Raw genomic sequence first — 13838 nt, 5'->3', positions numbered from 1 at the left:
CCAGCAACAGCCCCGCCGCTGTGGACAGCGCTGCCGCCAGACCACCTGCAGCCACCAGACCGATAACCCAGCCAGGCAGGTTCGCGATTTCTGGGTTCGCCAGAACCAAGATGTCGCGGTTGAATTTGGTCAGCTCGTTGCCGGTCCAACCTTTTTCTTCTGCTTTGGCTTGAAGATCAGCGTTCTTGTCGTTGTAGTACTGGATCTTGCCGTCGCCGTTTTTGTCTTCCCAATCCAGAAGACCGGTTTTCTGCCAAGTTGCCATCCACGCATATTCAGGCGCAGTGTTGATGGTTTCCACGCTGACCGCTTCGCCTTCTGTGCCATTTGGCCACATCAGGTCAGAGATGTTCAGACGCGCCATCGCACCAACAGCAGGAGCTGTCAGATACAGCAGAGCAATAAACACCAGTGTCCAGCCTGCAGACCAACGTGCGTCGGATACCTTAGGAACGGTAAAGAAGCGCATGATCACGTGAGGCAGACCCGCGGTACCAATCATCAGAGACAGGGTGAACAACACCATGTTGATGGTTGAACCGTGCGCGGCTGTGTACTCTTTGAAGCCCAGATCAGTTACGATTTGGTCCAGTTTCACCAACAGAGGCTCACCGGATCCGGTGTGCTCACCAAACAGACCCAAAGCTGGGATTGGTGTGCCTGTCAGCTGCAAAGAGATGAAGACCGCTGGGATGGTGTATGCGGTGATCAGAACGCAGTACTGAGCAACCTGAGTGTATGTCACACCCTTCATGCCGCCGAAAACCGCGTATGCGAAAACCACACAAGACCCCAGAAGCAGGCCCCAGAACGCATCGATTTCAAGGAAGCGACCGAAGGCAATGCCCACACCCTGCATCTGACCGATAACGTAGGTGATAGACGCGACCAAAAGACAGATCACAGCCACCAAACGGGCAGTTGGAGAGTAGAAACGGTCACCGATGAATTCGGATACGGTGAACTTGCCGAACTTACGCAGATATGGTGCCAGAAGCAGCGCCAGAAGAACGTAACCACCGGTCCAACCCATCAAGAAGGAAGAGTTGTCGTAGCCAGTGAAGGCAATAAGGCCAGCCATCGAGATGAACGATGCCGCAGACATCCAGTCCGCCGCTGTCGCCATACCGTTGGTGACCGGGTGAACGCCGCGACCCGCAGCGTAGAACTCAGATGTGGAACCCGCACGGGCCCAAATCGCGATGCCGATGTAAAGCGCAAAGGACGCGCCCACAAACAGCAGGTTGATTGTAAACTGATCCATGCTCTTATTCCTCTTCTACACCGTGCTCACGATCGAGCGCGTTCATCCGCCAAGCGTAGAAAAAGATCAGCGCTAGGAAGCAAAGGATGGACCCTTGCTGTGCGAACCAGAACCCTAGATCTGAGCCGCCGACGCTAATCCCTGATAGCATTGGACGCAGGACAATCCCGAATCCAAATGAGACCAGCGCCCATATAATGAGGCTGATCTTGATGAGACGCATATTGGCTGACCAATAGGCGTTGTTGTCTTCACTTTGGGACATGGAATGACCCCCTCCTTCAGTTTCCATCAGACCCTTTTTAAGGTCCTTTGTTGTGAACACTTACGCGGTGACTTCGGTCACCACGCTGTTCAATTGGGAAGCGACCTCCTCAATCGCTCCCATTGCGTCGATACGCTTTAGCGCATCTAAGCTATCGTAGTATGTGATGAGCGGTGCAGTCTGTAAATGATAAGCTTTGAGCCGTTCAGCGACGGTCTCGGCATTATCGTCTGCGCGACGCTTCAAGTCGCTGGAGCCGCAAGTATCACAAACTCCTTTAATTTCAGTAGGTTTAAAGGTGTCATGGAAGCCTTCACCACAGGCGGCACAGGTGAAGCGACCAGAGATCCTCTCCACCATCGCATCGTCCTGAACTTCCATACTGATAGCTGCATTTACAGATTGACCACGTTCATGCAGTAAATCTGTCAACGCATCTGCTTGCACGGTTGTGCGCGGGAACCCATCAAGGATCACACCGCCCGCGCAGTCTTTGTCATCCAGCCGGTCACTCAAGATCGCAATGACGATTTCGTCGCTGACAAGACCGCCAGCTTCCATCACCGCTTTCGCCGCTTTACCCGCGTCAGTACCAGCAGCAACCGCTTCGCGAAGCAAGTCACCGGTTGAAAGTTGCACAAGGCCAAACTTCTCTTCCAGCATCCGCGCTTGAGTGCCTTTGCCGGCCCCTGGGGGGCCGAGCAGGATCAGGATCGGGGCGTCCTGTGCTGTATCCGCGCCAGACATTAGCTGTCACCCCGGTTCATGCGGTTTGCGATCAGGTCGTCGACCACAGATGGATCCGCGAGAGTGGATGTGTCGCCCAAGGACCCAAAGTCATCTTCCGCAATCTTGCGCAGGATACGGCGCATGATTTTGCCAGAACGGGTTTTTGGCAGACCTGGCGCCCATTGGATCAGGTCAGGCTTGGCGATTGGACCAATTTCGGTACGCACCCAAACTTCGAGCTCTTTGCGCAGTTCGTCGGATGGCTCTTCACCATTCATCAGAGTGACATAGGCGTAGATACCCTGCCCTTTGACGTCATGTGGATAGCCAACCACGGCGCTTTCGGCGACTTTGGCGTGAGCAACAAGAGCGCTTTCAACTTCCGCGGTGCCCATCCGGTGACCGGAGACGTTGATCACGTCATCCACGCGGCCGGTGATCCAGTAGTCACCATCTTCATCGCGACGGCAACCGTCACCAGAGAAGTAGTAACCTTTGTAGTCGCTGAAATAGGTCTTCTCAAAGCGCTCGTGGTCACCCCAAACAGTACGCATCTGACCAGGCCAGCTGTCGCGCATGCAAAGCACGCCATCCACGCCATTGCCTTCGATGATCTCACCGGAGGTCGGCTCGAGCACCACTGGTTGCACCCCGAAGAAGGGTTGCTGGGCAGAACCCGGTTTCAGCTCGGTCGCGCCTGGCAGAGGGGTAAGCATGTGCCCGCCAGTTTCGGTTTGCCAGAAGGTGTCCACGATGGGACAGCGACCTTTTCCGACCACGTCGTTATACCAGTTCCAAGCTTCTGGGTTGATCGGCTCGCCAACGGAACCAAGAACGCGCAGGTCAGACAGGTCATATTTTTCAACCCATTCGTTGCCTGCCCCCATCAGCGCACGGATCGCTGTCGGCGCTGTGTAGAACTGGTTCACCTTATGCTTTTCGCAGACTTCCCAGAAACGGCCCGCGTCTGGGTAGGTTGGCACGCCCTCGAACATAATTGTCGTCGCGCCATTCGCCAGCGGCCCGTAAACAATATAGCTGTGGCCGGTGACCCAACCCACGTCAGCTGTACACCAGAAGATGTCGCCATCATGGTAGTCAAACACCAGCTCATGGGTCATGGACGCATAGACCATGTAGCCACCAGTCGTGTGCACAACACCTTTCGGCTGACCGGTAGAGCCAGACGTGTACAGAATGAACAGCGGGTCTTCTGCATTCATCTCAACCGCGGGGCAGTCGTCAGAAGCGATTTCCGCGAGTTTGTTGTAGTCATGATCACGGTCGGTCCAAGTGGTCTGACCGCCGGTGCGCTTCACAACCAGACACTGCACGTCATCATCGCAATGCAGCAACGCAGTGTCGGTGTTGGATTTCAAAGGCGTTTCTCGTCCGCCTCGGGGAGCGTAGTCGGCTGTAATGACAAGTTTAGCGCCGCAACCGTTGACTCGCGCCCCGAGCGCGTCCGGGGAGAAACCCGCAAAAACAATAGAATGAATGGCACCAATCCGCGCGCAAGCCAGCATCGCATATGCGGCTTCTGGGATCATTGGCAGATAGATGATGACGCGATCGCCCTTTTCGACACCAAGATCCTTGAGGACATTGGCCATCTTGCTGACCGAGCGATGCAGGTCATTATATGTAATATGCAGCGGCTCTTGCTTGCTGGTATCATCTGGCTCCCAGATGATCGCAGTTTGATCGCCGCGGGTCGCTAGATGACGGTCGATACAGTTTGCCGATGCGTTGAGCGTACCATCTTCGAACCAGCGAATGTCGATATTGCCTGGCTCAAAGGATGTATTCTTTACCTTTGTAAACGGCTTGATCCAATCAATCCGCTGCCCATGTTCGCCCCAGAAAACATCTGGCTGTGACACGGAGGCGTCATACATCTGCGCGTAGGTTTCAGCGTTGATATGTGGGGTTTTGGTTGATCCATTTGCTGATTGCACAACAGATTCGGATCGCGTGGATGCGTCTGACATAAAATATCCTCCCAATGTACCGCATCACGTTAGCTCCTCGCTGCAATGCGGCGTCTCCGCGGGCAACATACATAATTTTTTGTCAATTTAACCTTATCCATTGCGTTTATTGCATTTTCTTGTAAAGAATTTCCAAAAAGTGGAAATTTTTTAGTAATATTATTTACAGATCAAAGAAGAAATACGTATCAATATGTCGGAATTGTTCTTTGTTTGCGAAGGGTTCAGAGAGTTCGCGGCGACAGGCAACGGCTGTGGATAACTTCGGACACATAAAGAAATGCCTAAACCAAAGAGATCCTTGAAATCTAGAACGCTCCTCCACGAGATTGAATCACGCGCAGGCTGCAAGACTAGCTATAGGAGTTAAATGGTGCCCGGGGGCGGAATCGAACCACCGACACGAGGATTTTCAAGCCAAAGTTTTTGACAGGAATTCAACCACTTAACTGCGAACTTCGTGTCAAACCCATAACGAAAGATCAGGCACTTATTCCAATATTGTCAAACCTTATCCGTGGTCTGACAGGTGCTGAAAAACTTCCAGGAGGGAGCAATGTCTGAGACATTACCTTTCTGCAAAATCAAACTCCAATATCTGCTGGAAATGGTCACGGATCATGACCTTGATGACAACGCGCTGCGTGTAGCTCTCTACCTGGCTTTGGCCCATGCAGATCATGAAACAGGCGAAAGTCATCCTTCCTTTGAAACCATTGGTGCGGCCATCGGCAAACATGCGAAATCGGTAAAACGAGCGCTAAACAAGGTTGAAGCGGCTGGCTACATGACCATCGAGCGCGGTACGAACAAAGGGAAATCATCTCGCTACCGCCCGACAGAAACTGCCTTGAAACGCGCAACAATCCGCCGCCGGGAGGGGGACAAAATTGTCCCGTTATCCCGCGCCAAAGGGGGGCATTCTTGTCCACAAAGCCGGACAGGTTTGTCCAGCAAAGGGGGACAGGATCGCCCCCCGAACAGAAAACAAGAACTTAGAAAAGAACATGGGCGCGGGGGCGCGACGGATTTGCCTGATGAAGGGCAATCCGGCGTTCCCCACGATCGACACCAGCTGATATTCGTTCCAAGGGGTATCTGTTTCGTTCGAGATTGGGATGACCGGCTCGCCAGAGTGGGCATGCCGCCTCTGGAACGCCTTTTGCCATCCGTCCGTCATGGCCAGCACTTGGGATTTTGGTTGCCCGCCCGAACACCCGCGCCGTTGGGGAGTGCCAAATGGGAAGCGCAGAAAGTTGCTTTGGAAAAGATGGTTCGTTCTGCGCATGACCGAAGGGAAAATGCTGCACCTGATCCGGTCTCAGGATCGGCGTTTGTACCGATTTCAATGGGCACTACCAGAGCGAAAAATGGATGAAGATAGGGGGCAATTCTGCCTCATCTTGCAAAGCCATAAAAATAAGGGAAAAAGCGGTGAAGGAAGATGGCAAGAAATAGGGGTGATTACTTCACATAGATTTCCGCCGCAAAATACGCAAAAACCTCCACCTCTGGTCGCTGTAAAGCCCTCCTTAAATCACCGCACGCATTGATCTTGACTTGTACGTACATTGTACATTAGCTTAGCGCAGTAAGGAGATCACCATGATTCAGGTTCAGGACACCACATCGGCCCTGCGTGAGCCGAAGTCGCATCGCAAGGATTTGCGCCTCAAGCCATCCGTTCTGGATGCGATTGAGCGCGCCTCACTGGCTGTTGGGATGGACGCCAGCACCTTTATCACATCGGTCGCTTATCGCGCCGCGCAGGACATCGAAGCCGCGCAACATAGGAGCGCCTTGCCCACTAAAGCGTTCGATGCTTTTGCGGACGCCATCGACCAACCCGCCCAGCCGAATGCTGCACTGACCGATCTGTTTGCTAAACGACGTGAGCTGATCGCAGATGACTAAACCAAAATTCCTAGTTGAGCGTTTCGACAAGGCCTCGCATGATCGCGGGGCTTTTTCTTGTGGCGTGACAGGGATGGACCGCTGGTTCAAGGAAAGCATCACCGATCAGATCAAGGCCAACCGCTTGCGGGTCTGGTGCGCTGTGGACGCGGAGGGGCGCGTAGTTGGCTTTTACGGCCTGTCAGCCCATTCGGTGGAGGCAGAGGCGTCACCGGCCCTTTCCAGACGCCGCGAGCGTCACCCGATACCAGCGGTTTACCTGGCGGCGCTGGCAACAGACATGACCGTTCAGGGTAAGGGTTTAGGTGGGGCTCTGATGGCCGATGCTTTGGCAAAGGCGCTGGAGGTTTCCGAAACCATCGGCGCGGCGGCAGTGATACTGGATGTGTTTGTAGACGAACGCTTTGAGCAACGCATGGCGTTTTATACAAAGCTGGGATTTCGCCCATTGAATCCATCGGATGACCCGAAGCGGCTGTTTTTGCCGATTAAAACAGTGCTTGAGAACTCCATTTGAATGAATACAACGTCGATCGGAAATCATAATCCGAGCTCAATTTCGGGTTTTTCCACCCAATCAGCTTAAAGCCGAGGACGTACCCTGATAGCTAACTGAAAATGTTGGAGTGGTCAGAAGGTTTTTAGGGAGGATCAGAAATTCTCCCTGCGGTAATCCGCAACATGTCTGCGATTTCCTTGAAGGGTGCGCATGCGGAGAAATCAGTCATTCTGGCACCCAGGATAGATGACTGCTTTGCGGACTCTACGGACTTTCGCTGCGGTTACTCGAACGACTGCTTTGCGTGATCTCAGGCTTGAAACAGAAAACTCGGGATCTGAATTTACACATCATCAGACTTAGGAAATTGTCGAAGGCCAAGGAAAGGCATACGACCCACCTGGCTAAGTAGCTTTCTTAGCCACCATAAAATAGCTGGATGCGCCTTTGAATATCTCTTCTGTTTCTATGACATCAAACCGATCATCCGACACCAGAGCGTCCAAATCCGCACTTTTCAACTGCCTTATCGGAACGGGGATCACACCAACCTTTAGCAACAATCTCACCAGCCAAATTTGCAGCGTCACAAGGGCAGATTTCTTACCCCCCAAACAAGGCGTAACAGAGATGAACGCGCCGCCGGGTTTCAGCAGTTCAAACGTCCTCTGCACAACTTTTTTCGCATCAGGCACCGTGTGCAGCATATTGAATGCCAAAACCACATCGAAAGAGGCGTCCGCGAATTGTTCATCGAAGATATCGGCTTGCTCGAAATCAACATTGATCACGCCGCCAGCGGCAGCTTTGCCTTTTGCGATTTCAATCATGCCAGTTGAGATGTCAATCGCACGAACGCGCTTCACCAAGCTTGAAATTTCGCAGGCAGTCGTGCCTGTGCCACATCCGTAATCCAGCACTACATCGGATTCCCTCAGATACTTCTTCGTATTCTCGCGACTCCGACGATGGATAAATTCAAACTTTTCTTCTGTGTTGTCATAGTTACTGGCGGATTGATCCCAGAACTGTTGCGATTTGCTCATCCTGTAACTCCCTGTCTCTTCAAAATGATTTTGTAAGGGCAATGACCGCAAAAGTCAGTTTCCAGACGCAGCGTGTTACATGGTGTCGTTCAGCTTTCGGGTTTCCAATCTGGCTGTGTTGCGAAGGAAACAACGTCCTCGCCAACCCTGTCCCAATTAGGTTTATCGCGTTCAAAAATGACGACTTCAACATCGAGATCGCTCGCATCATCTAAGGTGCCAAGAGACAATGTTAGATGATCCGGTATTCGTGTGTTCTTGCCATAAATTGGGCTACCACAGTTCGCGCAAAACACCTTAGTAACCTCAGACCCCTTGTCAGATGAGTAGTTGAATTCGCTCAACTTTCCACGCACCACGACAGCTTTTGAGGGGAACATCGCACCCACGGTGTGACCTGTTCCGCTTAATCGGCGGCATTCTTCACAATGGCATTGGGCAACAACCATGGGCGACCCAGTGGCAGTGTAGGTGATCTCGCCGCAAAGGCATTTTCCTGTGTATATTTTGGTCATGCGAGCACCCTCACCGCGTAAGCTCATAAACGCAAATGAAAATCGCTATCCCGCCGTTCAGAGTGGCTTTTTCGAGGGCCGCAGGGCGGACGTTCCCGCCGTTCGTTTTTAGTGCTTCGCTGACGCAGCATTTTCTCGCGAACGCGGCACATTCGTTGTCGCAAGGCAGCGCGTGTCGCCAATCCCGTCATTCGTGGGTGCTGATTTGGCTGGAACCGAGACCGTGCTTTCGCAGCGTGCCGATCATCTGACAAACGGGAATTTCTATCGGTTGAGTAGAATTGCTACGCAACAAAGCAGAGTCGTTAAAGCACCTCGATCAAGGCTGCAATTTCCAAACCGCCTACTACCCCTTATTGCCATCTTTAACCTGAGCTGCCTGGTTTGCTTCTCGCTCGAGGCGAGTTCGTCGTAAACGACTAATTTTATCAAGACGCTGCTCAGCTTCTTTATTAACCATTTCACGTGCGACACGCGTGGTTCTTTCGAGCGGCGTTTCCGATTTTGGAATGGAACTTTTTTTGAAAACCGACTCTTTTGAACGCTTTGTCATGCAATTTTTCCCTTTTCCTTTTCAGTTTCAATACTGCTCGATGGCGACTAGTTGTAAGTTTCGGTGCGCTTTCTTTCGGCACCAAAGCTCGGTTGCGCGTGACGCGCGATATCAAACCAAGTTCAGATGGGAATGAGCTGGCTTCAACTTGCGCGTTCGCAATGATCGGGGCGGGTGCAAAAAAGAGATCTGCACATTTGGCGTGGCCATTGCCCGCATCAATGCGCTGTAGTTCATGCCAAACCTTATTTTTGTGCCGACGCCCACCTCAGAATGACTCATTCTTAGGACCAAGTGATCGCTCGTCGAACCCAAATGGGTCATTCCAGATGGTAAAGTGAGGCCCAGACAATCCGTATCTTGTTGTCCTACACTAATAATTACGCGATTGCCGCTTTCATAATGTCGTACAATTTGGAGTCTCGACCCTTTTGGGAGTTCCTGGGGCTGCAATGGAATATCTGATTTATCGTTCATTTCGATAACTTCAGCGATCAGAACAAAAGCATCAGTGTGTAGATGAGGAATTCTGTCGCCACTCACCGGGTCAACGCCCAACAGAATTGCCTCACCTATCCGCAGTTCATTAATTCTCGCCAAGTTTGAACGACTGAGTGCCATTGGAATATTTGACGAGTTTCCACCAGAAACGATTTCCAACGCTCTGCCACATTGAGCTTCGACGTCTTTAGCGATCTCCGAAATCAATACCATCTTCTGCTGATCCGGTGGGACACGGCTGAAGCATGCGAAGTTCGCAGCTATTCCTTTTAGGGTCACACCCTGTAAGCCAGCCACATATTTTGCGATAGAAATAATATCTTTGGGCAAAATACCATCTCGCATATCACCTGCTTCCATCACTAGGATTATTCCGTGATTGATGCCCAAATCGGTTGAAGCTGCAGCGAGAGCGGAAATGACTCTGCGCTCGGTATTGTAACTGGAGCCGCAACTCTCGACGACATCGGTCAATTGGCTAAGCAAGGGCGTTCGGATCAGGGTAATTGGGGCTGATATGCCAGCTTCACGCATGCGTTGAACATTGCTTACCCGAGCATCTGCGAGCCCTGACACTCCCCCATCCAACATCGCTTGAGCTATGACGGGGTTGCCACATACCGCCTTTGTTACCCCCAGAACACTGATACCGCGCGCCTTCAATCGGCCAGTTAACACCTTCGTATTTTGGCGAATTTTGGCTAAGTCCACCTCTATTCGTGGAGAATTCATACCGCGCCCGTGGAGGCTGTGTATCGCAAACCCGAATAAGCGGTCATTACCATATTGAGCAGCTGAGATACTGGTCGGCTGAGAGGGTCAGTTACAGGCAGGTCTAACGAACGAGAGTAGGCGGCTATGCACGCACCTAATTCGATCTCAGACATACCCTCGTGGTTTATGGTCAGGCCGATAACTTTTGTATCTGAAAAAGCTTCGATCAACTGTATTTCGCTTTCTGGACTTGGCATTGGTAAATCGGGAAAATCACAACGATGAACGCGTTTTGGCGCATGCTGAAGAATTACGGCATCTGGCTGGCTACCACGTAAAATGAAAGCCGATGTACAAAATGCCGGATGGCTAAGAGCCCCCTGACCCTCAACAATAATGACCTTGGGGTCCTCGCTTTCTGACGCTGCGACTATTGCCCCTTCAAGCTCTCCGCAGCAGTACTGAGGCGGAATAGCGTCCATCGCGACGCCGTATTTAGCCCCCTGCATCAAACCCGTCTGGCCGGTGCCAATAAGAACGGTTCTAATCCCGATATCATTGAGTGCCTTCGTAAGAAGTGTCGCTGTTGTGCGCTTACCAATAGCGCAATCTGTGCCAAGCAAAGCTATGCGCAGGGCTGGCACCGAGGCCACAGTGCCATCGAACAGCCGCAAATCTTTGCTCGCTTTTGGTTTGCGTATGTCGCATATGGTAACGTTACTTGCCGAGGCTGCATTCGCAATTTCAAAGTCATCGCTAAGATACTCATGCAGGCCAATGACGATATTCATTCCCAGTGATATCGCATCCAAAATCACTTTACGATCGTCCTTGGAGAGCGTGCCACTTGAGGGTGCCATTCCGTAGATCAGCGTTTGCGGCAAAATCTTTTGGCATTCTTTAACCTGATGCAAATTCCTCAAAACAGGAATTTGATTGGCAACACCATCAAGTATTTGCCCGCTGTCCTGACCTTCGTACTTGGAATCGATGACGGCCAATACTTCGTATGTTTCTGAATGACGCACGAGACCATTGGCGGTTTTACCGTCCACCTCAGCAAAGTTACCTTCACAATACACAATTGCAGTCTTGTTGTTGTGTGTAGTCTCAGACATTGAAACCTGCATATTGATTGGTGAACTTTGGAAATCCTTGGAACTTCGCAGAACAGTTGTTGCGGTTTTCGGATCGGGGCTCATAGATACTTCCTTTTTTTTGATGGATATTTCCCGGACGAAGAGGTCCAGGGACCACCGAGGTCAATTCAACGGGTGCTAGAGTGCTTTGAAGTATTTAATTGCGGAGCACACATTGCGACTTAGAGCGATAAAAGTTCTTGTTGCATTCCCATTGGTTGCCCGACCTATCGAGGTGAGCGTTCGGCGGAAGCTCTATTGCGATGCATTTGTTTCCTGTTTCAGAAAAACCGCGTTCACATTTCCAACCGTTTCCGTAAGTCGCCTCATCAAAATAGGCATTCTCAGGTACAAAAACCTTCGTGCAGGCGCCGTTTTCTTCAAAAAACCCGCGATGACACGACCACGGTTGGCCGTATCCAGAGTTGTTTAAGAACGCGTTGTCAGGCACAGAGATTGCTACGCATGCATCGCCGATTTCTTCAAATCCGCGGTCGCATTTCCATGGAGCGCCAACCCCTGAATTTGTCAGATAGGCATGCGGCGGCAATTTGATTTTCTCACAGGTGTTTCCAATTTTCTGAAAACCCCGGTGGCAAAACCAACGCGACCCAGATGGACCAAGATATCCACCTTCTGGTACAATCACCGGTACACACGATGCCCTTTCGACCCGCAGAAACCCATGCAAACATTCCCATCCGAGGCCATAACGGCGGTTCGTCGCATATGCATTCTCAGGCACAGTTATGGCAACGCAGATTTCGCCTGCAATCCGGTACCCCAGATCACATTTCCATCCGTCCCCATAACTTTTGGCGCTAGCGTTTTTCGGGATATCGGTGGGATTTGAGTGGGCAATATTGGCTCCAAACAAGAGCAAAGCCATGCCGAGCAAGAACCCACAAACAACTTGCTTTGCTAAGGAGCGCAGGCCTTCTAGAAATGGGTCGTAAGTGCCAATTTCGTCACTCAGTATATTGTTTTCATGATTCATCGATTTTTAGCCCTGCTATACAGGCATCAGCCAGCGCGCTGCTGGGGGCGTTTGCACCGGGAGGTGTCGCCCAGCCCGAATCCGTCATAAGTTTGCGGCGCGTAAATCCCGTGGCTTCCTGAACTTGAGTTAGTTTAGAGAGCTTGTTTGGATCGATATCTGACTTTTCCAAACAAAAAGGAACCTTCGCTAAAGTGATTTGCTCGGAAGCATATTGTTCGGCCATTTTTTTCGCGCTTCGATCAGTTGTCCAGCCGCCCCAAGTAAAGCCAATGATCGAAGCAAAGACCGCGCAGACCAAGGCTCCGTAGAGGGCAGTCAGTGTCCATGCGGGTAGTTTCATATTATTTCCTCCGACGGACAAAGCGCCGCCACACCTTTTGAGACTCTTGTCGGGATCGCAGTCATTACACCTGCTCAAAATTGATCCGCATAACGAAACAAACTCCATGCGGGAGCTTGGATATTCCAATTTAAAACTCACCTTGATGAACGGGTAAGTTCCGTTTTCCGGATTTTATGAGTGATCAGCCGTCACAAATGATATGGTCGCGCACGAAGGGTTCGGCGCTCATTCCAAACATCAGCCCAATTTCTCGGTGTGACAGTCGATTTTTTCTGATTTTAGAAGGCAAAACTCAGTCTTCAGGTCCTTTGCCTGAATGGTTCCGAGCTGCGTTCGTCGTAAGCTTACCTACTCTCTAAGGTAGTATTTTGCAATCAAATTCGTTTTAACGGCGATACAGCCGTCCTGATCTCCGACGAATACGACTTTCCGCATTATTACCAGTGAAATATAAATTTGGGTTTGCGCTTTAAGAACCTTGTAATTCAATCAGCGAATATACATATCTGAAAGCGCATAGCATCTTCCTACGACCTCCTGTTTCTTTTCGGCCAGTAGTTCTTATGACGACACTGGGCCGGGCCATTGCATTCCGTGAATGGCACTAATAGGAGACGACACGATGGCTAATGGCACCGTGAAATGGTTCAACACTCAAAAAGGCTTCGGTTTTATTGCACCTGAAAAAGGTTCAAAGGACGTTTTTGTCCATATTTCCGCGCTGGAGCGTGCTGGTATCCAGCAATTGGATGACGGGCAAGCAGTGACCTACGACGTTGAAGCTGATCGCAACGGTCGAGAATCTGCGAGCAATCTCGCGCTTGCGTAAAATCTAGAATTTGAACTCAGAACCAGAGGCTTTTTTGGAGTCTCTGGTTTAATAAAAACGACAAATAAAATGAGCGGATACTCTAGGTCGCTCTCAACTGTGACTTCGACCTGACTGAATCGCAGAGTTTACGAACTCATTCCCATTCTACCCTGATTGCTGGCTGTCTGTTCCACGAGACAAATTGGGTGATTTGTGGAGATCGCATGCAAGCCCTTGCTCGAGTGCTGCAATTGGGTGCAAGTTGATGCATGCCAGTAAAAGAAAAATTTGCCATTGCCGACGTTCGCATTCCTCTCAAACGCAGGAAAACTCTGGACTCCGCCAAAGTAGAAGACATCGCCTACGATATGCTAGAAAATGGCCAAACCACCCCCATACGCCTACGTACCGACAAAGGCGGCGGTTACATTCTTGTCGAAGGATATCATCGACTAGAAGCCCTGCGTGCCATTGGTGAATCTGAGGTCGAAGGATATCTAGTTCACGCGCAATTGCACTGATGTACCCACTCCTGCCGAAAGGCATCCAACCTT

16 protein-coding genes are annotated in these 13838 nt (G+C 51.1%); 5 read left to right on the top strand and 11 right to left on the bottom strand.

Annotation, left to right across the window (positions count from 1 at the left end):
• The 4 genes from TA5113_RS04490 to acs all read right to left on the bottom strand — a co-directional run.
• Positions 1 to 1264: sodium:solute symporter family protein (locus TA5113_RS04490; protein ID WP_370736430.1), on the bottom strand; the 1264-nt coding region annotated here is incomplete at its 3' end.
• A 4-nt stretch (positions 1265 to 1268) separates the two neighbouring features.
• Positions 1269 to 1529 carry a DUF4212 domain-containing protein gene (locus TA5113_RS04485; protein WP_058315771.1) on the bottom strand — a complete coding sequence of 87 codons (261 nt, stop codon included), beginning with the start codon at positions 1527 to 1529 and terminating at the stop codon, positions 1269 to 1271.
• A gap of 60 nt (positions 1530 to 1589) precedes the next feature.
• Complete coding sequence (locus TA5113_RS04480) at positions 1590 to 2276, bottom strand: adenylate kinase (RefSeq protein WP_058315179.1); 687 nt, start codon at positions 2274 to 2276, stop codon at positions 1590 to 1592.
• Positions 2276 to 4249, bottom strand: coding sequence for an acetate--CoA ligase (acs, locus tag TA5113_RS04475; protein WP_082625881.1), 1974 nt, complete (start codon positions 4247 to 4249; stop codon positions 2276 to 2278). Before acs ends, TA5113_RS04480 begins: the two co-directional genes overlap by 1 nt.
• Before the next feature lie 556 nt (positions 4250 to 4805).
• Between acs and TA5113_RS04470 the strand changes: the two genes are divergently transcribed.
• The 3 genes from TA5113_RS04470 (at position 4806) to TA5113_RS04460 (ending at position 6680) form a co-directional block, all read left to right on the top strand.
• Positions 4806 to 5627 carry a helix-turn-helix domain-containing protein gene (locus TA5113_RS04470; RefSeq protein WP_058315178.1) on the top strand — a complete coding sequence of 274 codons (822 nt, stop codon included), beginning with the start codon at positions 4806 to 4808 and terminating at the stop codon, positions 5625 to 5627.
• 227 nt (positions 5628 to 5854) lie between these two features.
• Positions 5855 to 6163: a type II toxin-antitoxin system TacA family antitoxin gene (locus tag TA5113_RS04465; protein WP_058315177.1), complete on the top strand. Its 309-nt coding sequence runs from the start codon at positions 5855 to 5857 to the stop codon at positions 6161 to 6163.
• Positions 6156 to 6680, top strand: coding sequence for a GNAT family N-acetyltransferase (locus TA5113_RS04460; protein WP_058315176.1), 525 nt, complete (start codon positions 6156 to 6158; stop codon positions 6678 to 6680). The genes TA5113_RS04465 and TA5113_RS04460 overlap by 8 nt, the downstream gene beginning before the upstream one ends.
• A gap of 386 nt (positions 6681 to 7066) precedes the next feature.
• On the opposite strand, the gene TA5113_RS04455 is transcribed toward TA5113_RS04460, so the two are convergent.
• The 7 genes from TA5113_RS04455 to TA5113_RS04425 form a co-directional block, all read right to left on the bottom strand.
• Positions 7067 to 7708: a class I SAM-dependent methyltransferase gene (locus TA5113_RS04455; RefSeq protein WP_058315175.1), complete on the bottom strand. Its 642-nt coding sequence runs from the start codon at positions 7706 to 7708 to the stop codon at positions 7067 to 7069.
• Between the two features lie 89 nt (positions 7709 to 7797).
• Positions 7798 to 8223 (bottom strand): GFA family protein, encoded by a 426-nt coding sequence (locus tag TA5113_RS04450; RefSeq protein ID WP_220387189.1) that lies wholly within the window; start codon positions 8221 to 8223, stop codon positions 7798 to 7800.
• 346 nt (positions 8224 to 8569) lie between these two features.
• Positions 8570 to 8776, bottom strand: a complete 207-nt coding sequence (locus TA5113_RS04445; protein ID WP_058315174.1) for a hypothetical protein — start codon at positions 8774 to 8776, stop codon at positions 8570 to 8572.
• Positions 8777 to 8887: 111 nt separating this feature from the next.
• Positions 8888 to 10009, bottom strand: a complete 1122-nt coding sequence (locus TA5113_RS04440; RefSeq protein ID WP_058316627.1) for an alanine racemase — start codon at positions 10007 to 10009, stop codon at positions 8888 to 8890.
• Complete coding sequence (locus TA5113_RS04435; protein WP_058315172.1) at positions 10006 to 11193, bottom strand: N-acetyltransferase DgcN family protein; 1188 nt, start codon at positions 11191 to 11193, stop codon at positions 10006 to 10008. The genes TA5113_RS04440 and TA5113_RS04435 overlap by 4 nt, the downstream gene beginning before the upstream one ends.
• Positions 11194 to 11287: 94 nt before the next feature.
• A complete protein-coding gene (locus tag TA5113_RS04430) occupies positions 11288 to 12127 on the bottom strand; it encodes a hypothetical protein (RefSeq protein WP_058316626.1) in 840 nt (279 codons plus the stop codon).
• On the bottom strand, positions 12117 to 12470 hold the full coding sequence (locus TA5113_RS04425; protein ID WP_058315170.1) for a hypothetical protein: 354 nt from the start codon (positions 12468 to 12470) through the stop codon (positions 12117 to 12119). The genes TA5113_RS04430 and TA5113_RS04425 overlap by 11 nt, the downstream gene beginning before the upstream one ends.
• A gap of 625 nt (positions 12471 to 13095) precedes the next feature.
• Here TA5113_RS04425 and TA5113_RS04420 point away from each other — a divergent pair.
• Positions 13096 to 13302: a cold-shock protein gene (locus TA5113_RS04420; protein ID WP_054463044.1), complete on the top strand. Its 207-nt coding sequence runs from the start codon at positions 13096 to 13098 to the stop codon at positions 13300 to 13302.
• A 251-nt stretch (positions 13303 to 13553) separates the two neighbouring features.
• On the top strand, positions 13554 to 13805 hold the full coding sequence (locus TA5113_RS04415) for a ParB N-terminal domain-containing protein (RefSeq protein WP_058315169.1): 252 nt from the start codon (positions 13554 to 13556) through the stop codon (positions 13803 to 13805).
• The last annotated feature ends 33 nt before the right edge of the window (positions 13806 to 13838 follow it).

The organism is Cognatishimia activa (assembly GCF_001458335.1).
Classification (GTDB): Bacteria; Pseudomonadota; Alphaproteobacteria; order Rhodobacterales; family Rhodobacteraceae; genus Cognatishimia; species Cognatishimia activa.
Note: the sequence above shows the minus strand (reverse complement) of the source record. Positions and strands in the feature narration are given on the sequence as shown.

Excerpts from the sequence above, each read along its gene's own strand:
- TA5113_RS04430 (WP_058316626.1), bottom strand. The coding sequence starts at position 12,127 with ATGAATCATGAAAACAATATACTGAGTGACGAAATTGGCACTTACGAC.
- TA5113_RS04450 (WP_220387189.1), bottom strand. The coding sequence starts at position 8,223 with ATGACCAAAATATACACAGGAAAATGCCTTTGCGGCGAGATCACCTAC.
- TA5113_RS04455 (WP_058315175.1), bottom strand. The coding sequence starts at position 7,708 with ATGAGCAAATCGCAACAGTTCTGGGATCAATCCGCCAGTAACTATGAC.
- TA5113_RS04470 (WP_058315178.1), top strand. The coding sequence starts at position 4,806 with ATGTCTGAGACATTACCTTTCTGCAAAATCAAACTCCAATATCTGCTG.
- TA5113_RS04445 (WP_058315174.1), bottom strand. The coding sequence starts at position 8,776 with ATGACAAAGCGTTCAAAAGAGTCGGTTTTCAAAAAAAGTTCCATTCCA.
- TA5113_RS04460 (WP_058315176.1), top strand. The coding sequence starts at position 6,156 with ATGACTAAACCAAAATTCCTAGTTGAGCGTTTCGACAAGGCCTCGCAT.
- TA5113_RS04420 (WP_054463044.1), top strand. The coding sequence starts at position 13,096 with ATGGCTAATGGCACCGTGAAATGGTTCAACACTCAAAAAGGCTTCGGT.
- TA5113_RS04425 (WP_058315170.1), bottom strand. The coding sequence starts at position 12,470 with ATGAAACTACCCGCATGGACACTGACTGCCCTCTACGGAGCCTTGGTC.
- TA5113_RS04435 (WP_058315172.1), bottom strand. The coding sequence starts at position 11,193 with ATGAGCCCCGATCCGAAAACCGCAACAACTGTTCTGCGAAGTTCCAAG.
- TA5113_RS04465 (WP_058315177.1), top strand. The coding sequence starts at position 5,855 with ATGATTCAGGTTCAGGACACCACATCGGCCCTGCGTGAGCCGAAGTCG.
- TA5113_RS04440 (WP_058316627.1), bottom strand. The coding sequence starts at position 10,009 with ATGAATTCTCCACGAATAGAGGTGGACTTAGCCAAAATTCGCCAAAAT.
- TA5113_RS04485 (WP_058315771.1), bottom strand. The coding sequence starts at position 1,529 with ATGTCCCAAAGTGAAGACAACAACGCCTATTGGTCAGCCAATATGCGT.
- TA5113_RS04480 (WP_058315179.1), bottom strand. The coding sequence starts at position 2,276 with ATGTCTGGCGCGGATACAGCACAGGACGCCCCGATCCTGATCCTGCTC.
- acs (WP_082625881.1), bottom strand. The coding sequence starts at position 4,249 with ATGTCAGACGCATCCACGCGATCCGAATCTGTTGTGCAATCAGCAAAT.
- TA5113_RS04415 (WP_058315169.1), top strand. The coding sequence starts at position 13,554 with ATGCCAGTAAAAGAAAAATTTGCCATTGCCGACGTTCGCATTCCTCTC.